This is a genomic window from Neptunitalea chrysea (assembly GCF_027924145.1).
Lineage (GTDB): Bacteria > Bacteroidota > Bacteroidia > Flavobacteriales > Flavobacteriaceae > Neptunitalea > Neptunitalea chrysea.
This window is the reverse complement of record NZ_BRVP01000004.1, coordinates 132,630-149,594: the sequence shown is the minus strand read 5'-3', so window position 1 is coordinate 149,594 and position 16,965 is coordinate 132,630. Positions and strand designations below refer to the sequence as shown.

The 16,965-nt window shown below is 35.6% G+C and carries 14 protein-coding genes; 11 read left to right on the top strand and 3 right to left on the bottom strand.

Annotated features, from left to right (window positions below; genetic code table 11):
- Positions 1 to 64: 64 nt before the first annotated feature.
- Positions 65 to 1,666, bottom strand: coding sequence for an aspartate:alanine exchanger family transporter (locus NBRC110019_RS03970; protein ID WP_281752610.1), 1,602 nt, complete (start codon positions 1,664 to 1,666; stop codon positions 65 to 67).
- 308 nt (positions 1,667 to 1,974) lie between these two features.
- Between NBRC110019_RS03970 and NBRC110019_RS03965 the strand changes: the two genes are divergently transcribed.
- The 5 genes from NBRC110019_RS03965 (at position 1,975) to NBRC110019_RS03945 (ending at position 10,389) form a co-directional block, all read left to right on the top strand.
- Positions 1,975 to 3,744: an AMP-dependent synthetase/ligase gene (locus NBRC110019_RS03965; protein WP_281752608.1), complete on the top strand. Its 1,770-nt coding sequence runs from the start codon at positions 1,975 to 1,977 to the stop codon at positions 3,742 to 3,744.
- Positions 3,745 to 3,953: 209 nt separating this feature from the next.
- The gene (locus NBRC110019_RS03960; RefSeq protein WP_281752606.1) at positions 3,954 to 4,412 is read left to right on the top strand and encodes a MarR family winged helix-turn-helix transcriptional regulator; all 459 of its coding nucleotides are present in this window, start codon (positions 3,954 to 3,956) and stop codon (positions 4,410 to 4,412) included.
- A 24-nt stretch (positions 4,413 to 4,436) separates the two neighbouring features.
- Positions 4,437 to 6,842, top strand: coding sequence for a 3-hydroxyacyl-CoA dehydrogenase/enoyl-CoA hydratase family protein (locus NBRC110019_RS03955; protein ID WP_281752604.1), 2,406 nt, complete (start codon positions 4,437 to 4,439; stop codon positions 6,840 to 6,842).
- Between the two features lie 95 nt (positions 6,843 to 6,937).
- Complete coding sequence (locus NBRC110019_RS03950; RefSeq protein WP_281752602.1) at positions 6,938 to 8,119, top strand: acetyl-CoA C-acyltransferase; 1,182 nt, start codon at positions 6,938 to 6,940, stop codon at positions 8,117 to 8,119.
- Positions 8,120 to 8,580: 461 nt separating this feature from the next.
- Positions 8,581 to 10,389, top strand: coding sequence for an acyl-CoA dehydrogenase FadE (locus tag NBRC110019_RS03945; protein WP_281752600.1), 1,809 nt, complete (start codon positions 8,581 to 8,583; stop codon positions 10,387 to 10,389).
- Positions 10,390 to 10,493: 104 nt separating this feature from the next.
- Here NBRC110019_RS03945 and NBRC110019_RS03940 read toward each other — a convergent pair whose 3' ends face one another.
- Both NBRC110019_RS03940 and NBRC110019_RS03935 read right to left on the bottom strand, forming a co-directional pair.
- Positions 10,494 to 11,111: a YceI family protein gene (locus NBRC110019_RS03940; protein ID WP_281752598.1), complete on the bottom strand. Its 618-nt coding sequence runs from the start codon at positions 11,109 to 11,111 to the stop codon at positions 10,494 to 10,496.
- 682 nt (positions 11,112 to 11,793) lie between these two features.
- Entirely contained in the window at positions 11,794 to 12,504 is a 711-nt protein-coding gene (locus tag NBRC110019_RS03935) for a LexA family transcriptional regulator (protein ID WP_281752596.1), read from the bottom strand.
- Between the two features lie 60 nt (positions 12,505 to 12,564).
- Here NBRC110019_RS03935 and NBRC110019_RS03930 point away from each other — a divergent pair, with 60 nt between their 5' ends.
- Genes NBRC110019_RS03930 through NBRC110019_RS03905 form a run of 6 tightly spaced genes read left to right on the top strand, consistent with a single transcriptional unit; the run spans position 12,565 to position 16,962 of the window.
- A complete protein-coding gene (locus NBRC110019_RS03930) occupies positions 12,565 to 12,747 on the top strand; it encodes a hypothetical protein (RefSeq protein WP_281752594.1) in 183 nt (60 codons plus the stop codon).
- 3 nt (positions 12,748 to 12,750) lie between these two features.
- A complete protein-coding gene (locus tag NBRC110019_RS03925; protein WP_281752592.1) occupies positions 12,751 to 14,853 on the top strand; it encodes a hypothetical protein in 2,103 nt (700 codons plus the stop codon).
- On the top strand, positions 14,853 to 15,806 hold the full coding sequence (locus tag NBRC110019_RS03920; RefSeq protein ID WP_281752590.1) for an AAA family ATPase: 954 nt from the start codon (positions 14,853 to 14,855) through the stop codon (positions 15,804 to 15,806). The genes NBRC110019_RS03925 and NBRC110019_RS03920 overlap by 1 nt, the downstream gene beginning before the upstream one ends.
- 14 nt (positions 15,807 to 15,820) lie before the next feature.
- The gene (locus NBRC110019_RS03915; protein ID WP_281752588.1) at positions 15,821 to 16,435 is read left to right on the top strand and encodes an ATP-binding protein; all 615 of its coding nucleotides are present in this window, start codon (positions 15,821 to 15,823) and stop codon (positions 16,433 to 16,435) included.
- A gap of 3 nt (positions 16,436 to 16,438) precedes the next feature.
- A complete protein-coding gene (locus NBRC110019_RS03910) occupies positions 16,439 to 16,813 on the top strand; it encodes a hypothetical protein (protein WP_281752586.1) in 375 nt (124 codons plus the stop codon).
- 2 nt (positions 16,814 to 16,815) lie between these two features.
- Positions 16,816 to 16,962: a hypothetical protein gene (locus NBRC110019_RS03905; protein ID WP_281752584.1), complete on the top strand. Its 147-nt coding sequence runs from the start codon at positions 16,816 to 16,818 to the stop codon at positions 16,960 to 16,962.
- Positions 16,963 to 16,965 lie beyond the last annotated feature (3 nt).

Here is a 16,965-nt window from a genome sequence, read left to right as displayed (position 1 = left end):
AAATAAGCATTTAAATTTAGAGAACGTAATTTAAAAAAACGGACAAACTACCCGATGTCCTTTATTAAAAATATAATACGCCCATTAAGCCAAGCAACTGAGCACATATTATAAGTATAACCATGGCAATTGGATATACAGTTGCATATGCTATAGATGGAGCACTACTATCTGTCATAGAATCGGTAGCCGCAAGCCCTGGTGTACTAGTCATGGCTCCTGTTAACGTACCTAACATAGATAAAACATCTATTTTTAAGAAAAACTTAGCTACTATGGTACCCAAAATCATTGGTATTAAAGTAATACCTGCACCAATAACAAATAATTCGATACCATACTTATCAAAAGTTTCAACAATGGTTGCTCCAGCTTTAGTACCCACCGAGGCTAAGAAAAGCATCAACCCTAATTGTCTAAGTAATTGGTTAGCACTACCACTCATAGTCCAAAGTACAGCACCTGTTTTACCAAGTCTCCCTAACATCATAGAAATAATTAGTATACCTCCAGTGAGTCCTAAACTAAACTCAAAAGAAGTACCAAAGGAAAGAGACACTTTTCCTAATACAATTCCGAGTACAATACCTGTTGCAATAGGGAAAAAGTTGGTATCAGATAATTTAGAGTTATTATCTCCTAAAAGGTCTGAAACTTGTTTTATATGTTCTTTATCACAGGCAATCATTAACTTATCACCCATTTGTAATTTAATATTAGGACTCGGTGCAAGTTCAATACCCGAACGTCTTAATCTGGTTACTGTAGCATTATATTTAGATCGTAAATAAAGTTCTCCTAGTGCTTTGTTTACCAACTCGGCTTTAGTAACTAAAAACGACTGTACAACATAGTTTTTACCTAATGGAATATTAACTTCTTCAGGTGGCCCAATTAACAATTCTATTCTTCTTAATGCCTCTTGGGTTCCTACTGCTTTAATAAAGTCTCCCTTATGCAGAACCGTTTGTGTATTAGGGGTAAATACAGATTCTCCATGTTTAACTCTTGAAATAACCCCCTTAGTCATAGAACGAACTCGTAACTCTCCTATAGTACGGTTAATAGCTCCGTCATTTTCTACAACATAGTTTCTAGTTTGCAAAGGTTCAAACCCAACCTGTGTTTCAGATTTATAATCCTCTTCAGCTTTCTTAATATTTACTCTAAATAACTTAGGGTATAATCTAACAAATAAGATTACACCAATAACCCCAAACGGGTAAGCAATACCGTAACCAATAGATGCCATACTAGAATGCGTAACATCAATGGCCGCAGCTAAACCAGGAGTACTTGTTAACGCTCCAGCTAATAAACCAATAGCAATGGGTTTATCAACATCTAAAAATATAATAGCCCCAAAAGTTAATATAGCAGCCGAAACAACCACTACAAAAGCCATTATAATTAAGTTTTTACCCTGATTTCTGAACGATTCAAAAAAACCGGGGCCTGCCTGTAAGCCAATGGTATAAATAAACAGAATAAGCCCTATTTTTTCTAGAATATTGGGTAATTCTGCGCCAAGATAACCAAAAAACAATGCCACAAAAATAATTGCTGAAATGTCTAATGATATACCTTTAACTTTAATATTACCTACAATGAAACCAAGGCTGATAATTAAAAAAAGTGCAAGATAGCTCGTGTTTAGAATATCCATAGAAGTATTCTTTTTTATTGTGTTAGTTAGTTAATTTGAAACAAAGGTACAGGAAACCTTATAGATGAAACTGACAATTATCACCAAAAATTACATAATTTTTGTAAGATATTAAGAATAATTACAAACAAGATAATAGCTTTGTATCCTCCAAAAACAAAGTGTTTATGCGATATTACGGCACATAATAATAATTTTTACCCTTTAAAATTTATCATATTATTTTTTTTTAAGCTTATTTTTACAAATTTTTATTTGAAAAAGCTTATTATTTATATAATTTGCAATTATATTATTTAAAGATATAAATGACAACAATAACAAGAATATTTGATATCCCTTACTATCAAAGAGAGCATTACAATATAAAAAATGCCTTTGCCATGAAAAAAGATGGTGAATGGATTACAGCCAGCTCTGAGGATTACATTAGCAATGCCAATAAAATTAGTAGAGCCTTATTAAAAAGAGGGATTCAACCTAATGATAAAATTGCTGTTATTTCATCTAATAACCGCCCGGAGTGGCATTTTATAGATATTGGAATTTTACAAATAGGAGCACAAAACGTTCCTATATATCCAACGATATCGGAAGAAGAATATGGGTACATCTTAAATCATTCTGAGGCTCGTTTTTGTTTTGTTTCAGATAGTGAAGTACTCAAAAAATTAAATAGTATTAAAGCATCTACAACATTAGAAGCGGTTTTTACCTTAGATGCTATTGATAATGAAACTTCATGGGAAGTATTGTTAGAGGAGGGAGAAGATGAAAGTACTCAACCAGAAGTTGAAGCTCGTAAAAAAGCAGTAAAGTCAAAAGATTTAGCTACTATAATTTATACCTCAGGTACTACAGGCAGACCAAAAGGTGTTATGCTAAGCCACAAAAACATAGTCTCTAATGTATTGGCTAGTAAAGAAAGGGTTCCGCTAAACGCAGGAAACTCAAAAGCACTTAGCTTTTTACCTATATGCCATATTTTTGAGCGCATGGTAGTATACTTATATCAATACTACGGCATCTCTATTTATTTTGCCGAGTCTATTGATAAAATGAGTGATAATCTTAAAGAGGTTAAACCAGAGGTAATGACTGTTGTACCAAGGCTCTTAGAAAAAGTATACGATAAAATATACGAAAAAGGGTCTAATCTTAAAGGAATTAAGAGGGCGCTATTTTTCTGGGCAATGGATGTTGCTGAAAAGTTTGAGCCAGACGAGAAAAACGGGATCCTTTATAACCTAGAACTTAAAATTGCGCGTAAACTAATATTTAGTAAATGGCAAGAAGCCCTAGGAGGAAATCTAAAAATTATGGTGTCAGGTAGTGCGGCATTACAACCAAGATTGGCTAGAATTTTTGGAGCAGCAGGCTTACCGGTTATGGAAGGATACGGATTAACAGAAACTTCACCTGTAATAGCTGTAAACGACCAAAGAAACAACGGTTGGAAGATTGGAACCGTTGGAAGAATGATACCAGATGTAAAAGTTAAAATTGCAGAAGACGGTGAAATACTTTGTAAAGGTCCTAACATTATGATGGGATATTATAAAGATGAAGAACTTACCAATAGTGTTATGACCGATAATTATTTTCACACAGGAGATATTGGTGAAATTGATCATCAGGGATTCTTAAAAATTACTGACCGTAAAAAAGAAATGTTTAAAACCTCCGGCGGTAAATATGTTGCACCTCAAATTATTGAAAACGAAATGAAACAATCACGTTTCATAGAACAAATAATGGTTGTAGGTGAAGGAGAAAAAATGCCGGCAGCTTTGGTTCAACCAAACTTTGAGTTTGTAAAAGAATGGGCTAAGAGACATGGATTTAATATTGGTGATAGTTTAGAAGAAATTACCACTAATAATCACGTAATTCAAAGAATACATGAAGAGATTATCTTCTTCAACGAAAAGTTTGGCCGTTGGGAAAAAGTTAAAGCCTTTGAACTCACTCCAGACGTATGGAGTATAGATGGCGGTCACCTTACTCCTACGCTTAAATTAAAACGTAGAATCATTAAACAAAAATATCAACATCTATATGATAAAATATATAGATAACATAGTATTTAAAACCTTTATAGTACAGTTGTACTAAGATTCAACCAAAAACAAGAAACAAGGAAACTCCTCAATATTTGAGGAGTTTTTTTATATACATTGCTACCAAAACTATCTTTTAATCTTAAATTCTCAAAAAAATACTTTATTTTACTATGCATGCATAGTAAAATTGTTTATATTTGAGAAAAGATTTTCATAAATATAAGATGAAAAAAGACGAACTAATAGATCATGCATTACGAGCTACATGGCAAGCCGTAGCAAGAATGTATAATGAAGAAGCCGGTAAAGTTGAATCTACAATGGCCACCGGATTTACCCTTTTAAGTATAGATAAAGAAAAGGGTACCCCATCAACCGCTTTAGGTCCCAAAATGGGTATGGAAGCAACAAGCCTTTCCAGAATACTAAAAAATATGGAAGACAAAGGGCTTATTCAACGTAAACCTAATCCTAATGATGGTAGAAGCGTACTTATTTGTTTAACTGATTTTGGAAGAGAAAAAAGAGATTTCTCTAAAAAAGTGGTTTTGCAATTTAATGAAACAGTGCGCAACAATATTTCCACCGAAAAATTAGATCATTTTTTTGAAGTAATTCATTTAATTAATGGATTAATATCAGAGAAAAAGATTTACACTAACAATGATTCAAAAGAAAAATAAAACCAAAATAAAACTGAATTAATAATGAAAAGAAGAATCAATAAGGTTGCAGTCATTGGTTCCGGTATTATGGGAAGTGGTATAGCATGTCACTTCGCTAATATTGGTGTAGAAGTATTGCTACTGGATATACTTCCCAAAGAACCTTCAGATAAGGAAAAAGCTAAAGGCCTTACAATGGAACATCCACTTGTAAGAAACCGGATTGCAACGGAGAATTTAACCATGGCTTTAAAATCTAAGCCATCACCTATTTACAATCAAAAGTTTGCTTCGAGAATCACAACTGGTAATCTTGAAGATGATGTAAAAAAATTAGGCGAAGTAGATTGGATTATTGAAGTTGTTGTAGAGCGCTTAGACATTAAGCAAGCGGTTTTTGAAAAAATAGAACAATACCGCAAGTCTGGTACCCTTATTACTTCTAATACCTCAGGTATCCCTATTAAGTTTATGAATAAAGGTAGATCAGAAGATTTTAGAGCGCACTTTGCAGTTACTCACTTCTTTAATCCTCCTAGATATTTAAAACTTTTTGAAGTTGTACCAGGTCCTGATTGTAAACAAGATGTTGTTGACTTCTTAATGAATTATGGAGAAAAATTTTTAGGTAAAACTGCTGTTTTAGCAAAAGACACCCCTGCTTTTATAGGCAACCGAATTGGTATTTTTGGTATTCAAAGTCTCTTTCATCAGGTAAAAGAATTAGGCTTAACCGTAGAGGAAGTAGACAAGTTAACTGGTCCAGTTATCGGGCGACCAAAATCGGCTACCTTTAGAACGGTTGATGTAGTTGGCTTAGACACCTTGGTACATGTTGCTAACGGGTTATATGAAAACTGCCCTAATGACGAAGCCCACGACTTGTTTAAACTACCCGATTTTATAGCTACTATGATGGAAAACAAATGGCTTGGTAGTAAAACAGGACAAGGTTTCTATAAGAAAGTTAAAAATGAAGATGGAAAGAGTGAAATTCTAGTATTAGACCTTGATACTATGGAGTACCGTTCTAAGAAGAAAACTAACTTTCCTACGTTAGAACTTACTAAAACGATTGATAAACCAATAGATCGTTTTAAAGTATTAGTTGGAGGAAAAGACAAGGCTGCTGAATTTTATCGTAAAAACTTTGCCGCTCTTTTTGCTTATGTACAAAATCGAATTCCTGAAATATCAGACGAATTATATAGAATAGACGATGCCATGAAAGCTGGTTTTGGGTGGGAAAATGGTCCTTTTGAAATATGGAATGCTATTGGAGTAGCCAAGGGTATTGAATTAATGAAAGCTGAAAATCTCGCAGTTACAGACTGGGTTTCAGAAATGCTAGAAAAAGGAATTAACAGCTTCTATACTGTTAAAGATGGAGCCACCTACTATTACGATATTGAAGCCAAAGCTCATATTAAAAAGCCGGGTCAAGATGCCTTTATTATTCTTGACAACATTAGAAAATCTAATGAAGTATGGAAAAACAGCGGTGTTGTAATAGAAGATTTAGGTGATGGAATTCTTAACTGTGAATTTCAATCTAAGATGAATACCCTAGGTGGTGATGTTATTGCGGGATTAAATAAAGCTATAGACCTAGCTGAAAAAGATTTTGACGGATTGGTTATTGGTAACCAAGCAGCCAATTTTTCTGTAGGTGCTAACCTTGCCATGATTTTTATGATGGCTATAGAGCAAGAATATGATGAATTGAATTTTGCCATTAAGCTGTTTCAAAACACTATGATGCGCATGCGTTATTCATCTATTCCGGTAATTTCTGCACCGCATGGTATGACCCTTGGTGGTGGTTGTGAGTTATCACTACATGCCGACAAAATTGTTGCTGCCGCAGAAACGTATATTGGGTTAGTTGAATTTGGTGTTGGTGTTATTCCTGGTGGTGGTGGTTCTAAAGAAATGGCACTACGCGCTTCAGATATCTTTAGAAAAAATGATGTTGAATTAAATGTACTACAAGAATACTTCTTAACTATTGGTATGGCTAAGGTATCTACCTCTGCCTATGAAGCATTTGATTTAGGTATTATGCAACAAGGCAAAGATGTAGTGGTTGTAAACAAAGATCGTCAGCTTGCCGAAGCTAAAAAGTACGCACGTATTATGGCCGACGCCGGATATACAAAACCTATTGAACGCAAAAATGTAAAGGTACTTGGTAAACAAGCCTTGGGTATGTTCTTAGTAGGAACCGATTCTATGAAAGCCGGACATTATATATCTGAACACGATCAGAAAATAGCAAACAAACTGGCCTATGTAATGGCTGGAGGTGACCTCTCTGAACCTTCATTGGTTTCTGAAGAATACCTATTAGATCTTGAACGTGAGGCTTTCTTATCGTTATGTACTGAGCGTAAAACATTAGAACGTATTCAGCACATGCTAAAAACAGGAAAACCATTAAGAAATTAAATTTTAGCCATCAGATAATTGTAAAACCAGTTATTGAGTACTTAATTGAGAATAGTATTTCACATGTTAACCTCAATACGTAACACTAAAAAATAATGAAAACCGCATATATAGTAAAAGCCTATCGTACTGCTGTTGGGAAAGCTCCAAAAGGGTTGTTCAGATTTAAAAGACCTGATGAACTTGCTGCCGAAACTATTCAGTACATGATGAACGAATTACCCGATTTTGATAAAACCAGAATCGATGATGTAATTGTGGGAAATGCAATGCCAGAAGCCGAACAAGGATTAAACATGGGACGTTTAATCTCTTTAATGGGATTAAAAGTTGAAGATGTACCTGGTGTTACTGTTAACAGATACTGCGCCTCTGGTATTGAAACCATTGGAATTGCTACTGCGAAAATTCAATCAGGTATGGCAGATTGTATTATTGCAGGTGGTGTAGAAAGCATGAGTTACATTCCTATGGGGGGGTACAAACCCACTCCTGATTATAAGATTGCTAAAGAAGGTAACGAAGATTACTATTGGGGAATGGGACTTACAGCAGAGGCTGTTGCAAAACAATTTAACGTTAGTAGAGAAGATCAGGATCAGTTTGCCTATAACTCTCACCAAAAAGCTTTAAAAGCTATCCAGGAAAATAAATTTAAAGATCAGATTGTACCTATAGAGATTGAACATGTTTATGTTGATTCCAATGGTAAAAAGGCAACCAAAACATATACAGTGGATACCGATGAGGGACCAAGAGCCAATACTTCGGTTCCTGTGCTTAATAAATTGCGTCCGGTTTTTGCTACCGACGGTAGCGTTACTGCCGGTAACTCATCGCAAATGAGTGATGGTGCTGCGTTTGTTATGATTATGAGTGAAGAAATGGTAAAAGAATTAAATCTTGAACCTATTGCCAGATTGGTTTCGTACGCTGCTGCAGGTGTAGAACCTAGAATTATGGGGATTGGTCCTGTAAAAGCCATCCCAAAAGCTTTAAAGCAAGCAGGAATGACACAAGACCAAATAGATCTTATTGAACTAAATGAGGCTTTTGCTTCTCAATCATTAGCTGTGATTCGTGAACTTGGTCTTAACCCAGATATCGTAAACGTTAATGGGGGAGCTATAGCTTTAGGGCACCCATTAGGTTGTACCGGCGCTAAGCTATCTGTTCAACTATTTGATGAGATGAAAAAACGAGGAAACAAATATGGTATGGTTACCATGTGTGTAGGTACCGGACAAGGAGCAGCAGGCATCTATGAAATTCTTTAAGACTATTTTGAATGAAAGAAGTTGATAAAAACAATCTTATTGCTAATAAAACATTTTGGTTCGCAATAACTATTATTTCATCATATAAGCTTCTTTCGGAAGAAGGAGAATTCATTAACAATTATTAAGATCCGCTACCGATATTGGTACAAATTTAGAGTAAGCCATTGCGGCTCAATCTAAAAGAGACTTTATCAGAAAACTACTTCGGGGCAAGTCCACGAAGCATTTGGTAAGCATTGCATTTCTATTTCGAGACAAGTCTAGGAGCATTTAATCTCAATTATTGAGTAAAAATTACTTAGAAGAAATAGAACGAATTATAAATATAAGTACGAAAATAGTTAAAACCTCTCAGGAAAACTGAGATTGATATTTTGAATGAAGTTTAAAAGCAGTGAAACTGAGAAACATTTTAAACTTCATTCAAAATTCAAAATTCAAAATCTAAAATAAACACTATGGAGGCAATTGAAAAAGATGTAACAAGAGGTGGTCAGTTTATAGTTAAAGATACTGCCTGCGAAGATATTTTTACTCCCGAAGATTTTTCGGAAGAACAACAAATGATGCGCGATTCTGTTAAAGAATTTGTAGATAAAGAAGTATGGCCAAACAAACCCCGATTTGAAAAGAAAGATTATGCATTTACAGAAGAAGTGATGCGTAAAGCAGGAGAACTAGGTTTATTAGGTATTGCCGTTCCGGAAGCATATGAAGGATTAGGAATGGGATTTGTTACTACTATGTTGGTATGCGATTATATCTCTGGTGCTACTGGTTCGCTTGCTACAGCCTTTGGTGCTCATACAGGCATTGGTACATTACCAATTTTACTTTACGGAACTGAGGAACAAAAACAAAAATATATTCCAAAACTGGCTACTGGAGAATGGTTTGGAGCGTATTGCTTAACTGAACCCGGTGCAGGTTCTGATGCAAATAGTGGTAAAACAAAAGCAGTACTTTCTGACGATGGTACTCATTACAGTATTAGCGGGCAAAAAATGTGGATCTCAAATGCTGGTTTCTGTAGTCTTATGATTGTTTTTGCTCGTATTGAAGATGATAAAAACATTACCGGATTTATTGTGGAATACGATCCTGAAAACACGAATGGTGTAACATTAGGAGAAGAAGAACATAAATTAGGAATTCACTCCTCTTCTACCCGTCAAGTATTTTTTAGCGAGACTAAAGTTCCGGTAGAAAATATGTTATCTGAAAGAGGAAACGGATTCAAAATAGCTATGAATGCACTAAATGTAGGTAGAATTAAATTAGCTGCTGCTTGCTTAGATGCACAAAGAAGAGTGATTACAGAGTCTGTAAAATATGCCAATGAACGTATTCAATTTAAAACTCCTATTTCACAATTTGGTGCTATAAAAGCTAAGTTAGCAGATATGGCTACAAACGCATATGCAGATGAGTCTGCTTGCTATCGTGCTGCTAAAGATATTGAGGATCGTATTGAAGGTAGAATTGCTAGTGGTAACAGTCATCAAGAAGCAGAACTAAAAGGTGTTGAAGAATATGCAATTGAATGTTCTATTTTAAAAGTAGCCGTTTCTGAAGATTGCCAGATATGTACTGACGAAGGTATTCAAATTTTTGGAGGTATGGGATTCTCTGCAGATACTCCAATGGAAGCTGCATGGAGAGATGCTCGTATTTCTAGAATATATGAAGGTACTAACGAAATTAACCGTATGCTTACCATTGGTATGCTTATGAAAAAAGCAATGAAAGGACATGTAGACTTACTAGGGCCTGCAGTGGCTGTAAAAGACGATTTAATGGGAATTCCTTCATTTGATATTCCTGATTATACAGAAGTATTATCTGAAGAAAAAGAGCTTTTAGGTAAACTTAAAAAAGCCTTTTTAATGATTGCTGGTGCAGCTGCTCAAAAATATGGAGTAGAATTAGAAAAACACCAACAGTTATTAATGTCTGCGTCTGATATTCTTATTGAAATATATATGGCAGAGTCTACCCTATTAAGAGCTGAAAAAAATGCAAAACGGTTTGGTGAAGAAAATCAAAGTCTTCAAATTGCCATGGCTAAACTATATTTATTCAATGCAGTTGAAAAAATAAATACAAAAGGTAAAGAAGCAATTATATCCTTTACTGAAGGCGATGAACAACGTATGATGCTTATGGGACTAAAACGCTTTACAAAGTATACCAATATGCCTAATGTAATAGCGCTTAAAAACCAAATAGCAGAAAAAATTACTAAAGAAAACAAATACTGTTTTTAAAAATATTTTGCATTAACTGAATAATTAACAGAAAATCGCCCTGCAAGGTATATCCTTACAGGGCGATTTCATATATAAACCTTTTAAAGGTATCTCTAAACTAATTATTTCTGAGCAAAATAAACAGATCCTTTAAAGTGTGCTTCATCCCAAGTTTTACTAACACCGTCAATACCTGTATGTAATTCATAACATGCTTTAGCTATAGCTTCTACAGCCGGTATGGCATTAAAATCTGCTAATTTCACATCACCTTCTACTCTATATACCCCATCTTTAAAAGAAGTAGTTACTGGCACTTCTTTTGTTACATCATTCATAGTAATAGATAAAAATGGTTTTTCTTCTAAATGCAATACTCCTTTTAACTCTGGTGTATTAACCATAGTACCAAAAAAGATGTCTATTAATTTTGGGTCTCTAATTTCATTACCCGAAAATAAACTTGCAACAGAGGCTGTAAATGTAGCTCCGTTAAGTACTTCTTCAGGACTTGCAGCTTTTTTATTTTCACCAGAAACAGACACTTCTTTAAACACACCAGAAACCGGAGTTTTAGCAGTTGTCTTATAACCTGTCCATTCTAATTTTAACGAATCTATTTTAGCCGCAGGAACCATGCTCATATCCAATTTTTTTTCTGTAGATTTTTCCTTAGGAGCAGTATTACAACTCACCATAAGAGAAGCTGCTATAATGAATGTTAGAATAAATTTTTTCATATTATAATTTTTAATTTATTTGGTTTATTAAAGTAGGCACAAGTTACAAAAAAGAAGAGTGCTCAAATTAATTTTAGCTATTTCCTAACATAATTATAAACTTATTCTTTAATAAAGGTTAAATCAACTACTTATACGCTACTATTAGTTATTTGTATAGGGGCTAAAACAAAATGTACATAGTACTTAATATATAAAAAGGTCGAAAAAGCTAGTGTTTATAAGGCTTTCAAGATAAAAAGGTGCAAAAAGGTCGAAAATACGAACGGTACAATAAGCACCATTTAGTACCATTGAACTACCATTTTAAAAACCATTACAGCGGCTCTATGCCGCTTTTTTACTATCTCACCGTTACAAGATACACAAAAACGCCTTAAAGGCCGTAAAATAAGCTATTTCAACAAGTTTAATTACTGGTTTCAACTGTATTTAAACGATCATGCATCATGGTTTAAACGCTCTTCATCTACTTTCCAAAAATGTACAATTTAAAAGTATGGGTTGCCTATTGGGTAGCCTAATGGGTAGCCTGAAAGTGATTTAAAAAGCACTTTAGTTGACACCTATAATACACAGTTGATAGCTAAAACATCAAAAAAACATACCGAGTTACACCCCGTAAGTACAACAAAATTATAGGATTTTTTAATTAATTAACTGTAAATCAATTAATTAATATTTATATCATAGAATTTATACGAATGCTAGCCTTTATAAATGCCATGGCACGTACTTTTCCTAAAGGAATGTCTTTTGGTTGATGGTGCCTGTTTTCACTTACTAAGCGTATGAAGTCCTCTCCCTTATCACTTTTTTGAATCCATTTAATTGATACATACTCCTCACCATCTACATCAATGCTGATCAAATACATTTCTCCCCAAAAGATATTATTAATAATATCATTTATCTCTTTGTACATAACAATGTCACCTGATTTAAGTAATGGATACATACTGTCTCCAGAAACATACAGAGCTCCATCACACTTAGGTAAGTTTGGTATACTTATATAGTCTACTGGTTGCACTTTATCATTATGAGAATTGAACAAACCAACTATTCCGGCCGATGCCTCCACATTATACAAAGGAATCTCTTGAGAGTTCACCAAGGTATCGGTCTTTAATTTGTAAACCTTATTTGGTTCGCTAACTACATCTTCAGATTTTATCATTTCGCCCTGTTCAAAAAACAACCACTCAGAACTTAAATCTGTAAATACATTCAAAATATTGAATAATTTATCGGTACCAAAGTTCTTTCCATTCACAATATTGCTTATCTGACTACCTGAAACACCAGTTTTCCTAGCGGCTTCATTGATTCCTATACCTTTATATTCTAAGTAAATACGGAATCGAGCACCAATTTCTTCAAAATTATTCATTCAATATATTGTTTAGTATTCAATATTTTGTATATTTGTTCCTATAACGAGAACAAAACTATGAATAAATCCAAAACATACAATGCGGAAATCCTCAATAGATTAATTGAGAAGTATGGAGTAAGTAAAAGATTTATCACCATGAGCTTAAATGGTAGTAGAGAATCAGAGACTTCTGAGAAGATTAAGAGTGATTACAAGATCATGGAAGATGAAGTAACCAATTTGTTGAATAACCTATAAGTTATGCGTAGAACCCCGTATGAATATTATGAAAATAAACTAGGCGTTAAGCTTAGCTTTCTCATTTCTGATAGAAATGCGGTTGACGAAAGCTTAAAGCTTATCTCTTACAATGCTTTACACAAACGCACTAAAAGTGCCACATGTACAGAAAAGCAATTGCGCAGAGCTTCACTCAATTTTGATGGGCTTGTACTTTACAGTTCTTTATCACAAGAATTTAAAGATCGTTTAAATCTTCGATTTGGTGAACCTCAGAAAGAAGTTAAAAGAAGTTGGTTCGCTGCTAACTATTCCAGTGATCGTGCTGCTTTTGATTTCTATGCAGCACACAGATACGGAGACAATAATGAGAAAAAGCTGTCTACCACATTTATTGAGCGCTACACCTACAACGCCAGTGTGTTGAATACTGTAATCAAAATTAAGACCAACCGAAAAGCGTATGCAAAAGCCTTGGGTGTGGCTAATTTGAACATTTGGGAAAGCCTGAGCAAAGATGTAAACGCATTTAGAGATGTAGATCACAACCTTCCTAATACACCGGGCGGTTTGCGTAGAAAAGTGAATGCTTACCAAAATGAGGGATACATTTCCCTGGTCTCTAAAAAACTGACCAATAACAACGCTGCTAAGGTGAAAGAAGATGAACAACTTGCTCTACTTGATGAGTTGCTTGCTAAACACACCAACCTTGATAATATGCAAGTGGCAAGTCTTTACAATACGGTATCGGAGCGAATTGGTTGGAAAACCATCACCGCACAAACCGTAGCCAATCGTAAAGAGGAAAACAACCTTGTTGTATTTGCAGGTAGAAATGGAGCGAACGCACTAAGTAATAAAGTGCTGATGCAAAACAAACGTATGAAACCAAGTGCTCCAATGTTATACTGGACGTTGGATGGTTGGGATGCTGAGTTGCTTTATCAAAAAAGCACTACCAATAAATCCGGTTATGCAGTTACCACTTACACCAACCGCTTAACCATGGTTGTAGTGTTAGATCCGTTCAATAAATATCCGGTTGGATATGCCATAGGAACGCACGAGAACCCGCAATTGATTAAGGAAGCTTTACGAAATGCTATGCAACATACTCAGGAGTTGTTTGGTAATTTCTACAGACCATATCAACTGCAATCTGACCACTACGGAAAAGGAAACTTAACCCCAATATATGAAGCTTGTAGCACACACTACACACCTGCAAAGGTGAAAAATGCAAAATCTAAAGTGATTGAGCCTTGGTTTAACCGCTTTAATAAAGAATACTGCCAAATGTTTGACAATTGGTCTGGTCATAATGTTAGCAGCGGATCTGCTAACCAACCAAACGATGAAATGTTGAACAAATTACGCCACCAGTTTCCAGATGAAGCGGGTTGTCGTAGACAGTTGGAAGCCGCTCTTGAACAAGACAGAGCCAAAAAGAGCGAAGACTACGTAAACCAATGGCAAGCAGTAGCACAGGAAATGCGCAGCCAAATGAGTTTTGAAACCTATTTGAATTTCTTAGGAGATACCACAGGATACAGCAACAAACTAATGCCGGAAGGTTTAACTCCTACCATCAACGGAGCTAAGTTGTGTTTTGACTCTTTTGATATGGAATTCAGAAAGCAATCACACCTTGACTGGATGATCAAGTATGATCCTGCTGACCTAAGCAAAGTACTAGCTGTAAATGTAGAGGTTAAAGGTGGCAAGATTAAACAAGAGATAGGAACCTATCAATTTATACTACAACAGAAATATGTTCAATCTATGGCTTTGGCCGATCGTCAACAGGACGATGCCAAGCAACTGGAACAGGTGAAGCAATTCAACAGCGATGTGATGCAATATATCACAGACACACGCAGCAAGAACTACGATATCCTGGATGATTTATTTCAAAAGCCAGCACTACAAGACACCCTTGCAAAATTGATTCTCGTAGACAGCCACGGACAACACAAAAACCAACGCAACCAAGTTTCCGGACGTTCCAGAGAGCTTATTGAAGTTGAGCACAACAAAACACAAGAAGAAAAGCAGCAGTCTTGGAACCAGAACCAAGCTGCTTATCATAAAAATAAAGTGAACCTAAACGATTATCTATAATGGAAACCACACTTAAACAACAGATTGCACAAGGAGTTAGAGATTTTATTACTACGCACGGTATATCTCAAGCCGACGTTGCCAAAAAAAGCGGTGTTCGTAAAGAGTATGTAAATATCATCATCAAAGAAGAGAGCAACTTTATGTATGATGCCGGTGGTAAAACCGGATTGATTCCTGCAAAACACTTTTACGCTTTGGCCGAGTTGGTTGGTATTTCTACCAAAAAGGAATATTGGGAGCTTCAACCAACCGATCAATTGAACACAATTTTATCCAATCTTCAAACTGCAAAACAAAACGGATCTACCAATGTAATTATTGGTGACACCGGTGCAGGAAAAACATACGCTCTAGATCTGTTTGCTAAAAAACATCCGCAAGATGTGTTTACGCTTAAAGTTGGTAGCTCTGATAACTTAGGAGATTTGATTGATAAGATCATTGAGCAATTAAACATTTCAACAGGTAAAACCAAGTCTAAAAAGATTCGCGACATCGCTAAAAAGCTAAGAGAGTTAAAGGCTTTAGGCTTCTCTCCGATGATCGTTTTTGATGAGTCTGAATACATGAAACAACCTGCGCTATGCGCGTGTAAAGAGTTGTATGATAACATTCATGAGCATTGTTCTTTAGTGTTGATCGGTACAGATCAGTTAATAGATAACATTGATCGCCTTCGTAAGCGTAACAAGGCCGGAATACCACAGTTTTACAGACGTATCAAATTTGGTATTCGCCAATTACCTCCAATAGATCGCAGTTTCGCAACCTTTTTAACGGATATCAACGACAGAAAGTTACGAACATTTTTGCAGCGTAATTGTGAAAACTATGGAGAGTTACACGATGCCCTGGTGCCAGCTTTACGAGAAGCAGACGAAACCAAGCAACCATTGACAGAGAACTTGGTGAGAACAGTTTTAGGAATTCCAGACACTATGTATGTATGAAGCTAAAAAAGGCATTGACAGTCGCCAATATTGTCAATCAAAAAATTGAGCGACTGCCTTTTGAAGGTGAATTCTATGAAGCGTTTAGCCAACCACAAAACAGAGGTGTGTGGTTTGTTTGGGGAGGTTCAGGAAGTGGAAAGAGTACGTTCATTATGCAATTAGCAAAGGAAATCGCAAAACATGAAAGTGTGCATTACAATCCTTTGGAAGAGGAAACGGATGACGCAGAATTCATAGAGCGAACTGAGCTTGTACAGATGGTAGATGTAGAAGATAAATTCAAAGCTCAGACCTACCCAATGGAAGAGTTTGATGCTTTTCTGAGTAAACAGCGAAGCGCCAAGGTTGGCATCATAGATTCGGGTGTGTACTTCTTTAAAAACTTTGAAGAGTACTTACAATTCAAAAGGAAACACAGAAACAAGATCTTAATCATTACCGGTCATGCACAAGGAAGCCAACCACGATCGGAACTTGAAAAGAGTATCATGTATGATGCTAAGATGAAAATTTTTGTAAGCGGCTACTTAGCCAGCTGCAAAGGTAGAACCATAGGACCTAACGGTGGTCAATTCATTATTTGGAAAGAAGGATACGAAAAAGTAAACGGTACTAATTCAGAATAGAAAATGAAACAATTACATGAAATCTTAGGTTTAACACCAGACAAGCTAGAGAAGTTTATGCTTGATCTGTACATCGAATGGTGCAATCGTTGGTCTCCCAATCTTAGAGGATTCCAAAACATGCTAGCCAACACAGCCATTAGTAATTTCTTCAACGCTAATATACAGCGTCAAACAGCTAAGTTCTTAGAAGTAGCCAACACAGCCAGTCAGCATTTAAGCACCAAGGCCATGTTTACCATGTACATGGAATATTTAGAGCATGGAGCTTTAAACAAGCGCCCAATGTTAGACGAAATACACAGAGCCAAACAAACAGCTCTACAATATAGCGCTCCCCTGAAATTAACACTGATTAGTCATTTAAACATCAATTAAACATGAGAACACCAACCCAGTTGAAAAACAGAATTGAAGAGTTGTCTTGGTGGTTACAAAACAACCCAAACCACCCAAACAGAGTATTAATTGAAAAGGATAAACGAGAAGCTGAGCGTGAGTTAGCAGAAAAAGAAAAAGCAGCCTAACCC

Excerpts from the sequence above, each read along its gene's own strand:
- NBRC110019_RS03970 (WP_281752610.1), bottom strand. The coding sequence starts at position 1,666 with ATGGATATTCTAAACACGAGCTATCTTGCACTTTTTTTAATTATCAGC.
- NBRC110019_RS03925 (WP_281752592.1), top strand. The coding sequence starts at position 12,751 with ATGCGTAGAACCCCGTATGAATATTATGAAAATAAACTAGGCGTTAAG.
- NBRC110019_RS03905 (WP_281752584.1), top strand. The coding sequence starts at position 16,816 with ATGAGAACACCAACCCAGTTGAAAAACAGAATTGAAGAGTTGTCTTGG.
- NBRC110019_RS03920 (WP_281752590.1), top strand. The coding sequence starts at position 14,853 with ATGGAAACCACACTTAAACAACAGATTGCACAAGGAGTTAGAGATTTT.
- NBRC110019_RS03910 (WP_281752586.1), top strand. The coding sequence starts at position 16,439 with ATGAAACAATTACATGAAATCTTAGGTTTAACACCAGACAAGCTAGAG.
- NBRC110019_RS03945 (WP_281752600.1), top strand. The coding sequence starts at position 8,581 with ATGGAGGCAATTGAAAAAGATGTAACAAGAGGTGGTCAGTTTATAGTT.
- NBRC110019_RS03940 (WP_281752598.1), bottom strand. The coding sequence starts at position 11,111 with ATGAAAAAATTTATTCTAACATTCATTATAGCAGCTTCTCTTATGGTG.
- NBRC110019_RS03930 (WP_281752594.1), top strand. The coding sequence starts at position 12,565 with ATGAATAAATCCAAAACATACAATGCGGAAATCCTCAATAGATTAATT.
- NBRC110019_RS03960 (WP_281752606.1), top strand. The coding sequence starts at position 3,954 with ATGAAAAAAGACGAACTAATAGATCATGCATTACGAGCTACATGGCAA.
- NBRC110019_RS03950 (WP_281752602.1), top strand. The coding sequence starts at position 6,938 with ATGAAAACCGCATATATAGTAAAAGCCTATCGTACTGCTGTTGGGAAA.
- NBRC110019_RS03935 (WP_281752596.1), bottom strand. The coding sequence starts at position 12,504 with ATGAATAATTTTGAAGAAATTGGTGCTCGATTCCGTATTTACTTAGAA.
- NBRC110019_RS03965 (WP_281752608.1), top strand. The coding sequence starts at position 1,975 with ATGACAACAATAACAAGAATATTTGATATCCCTTACTATCAAAGAGAG.
- NBRC110019_RS03955 (WP_281752604.1), top strand. The coding sequence starts at position 4,437 with ATGAAAAGAAGAATCAATAAGGTTGCAGTCATTGGTTCCGGTATTATG.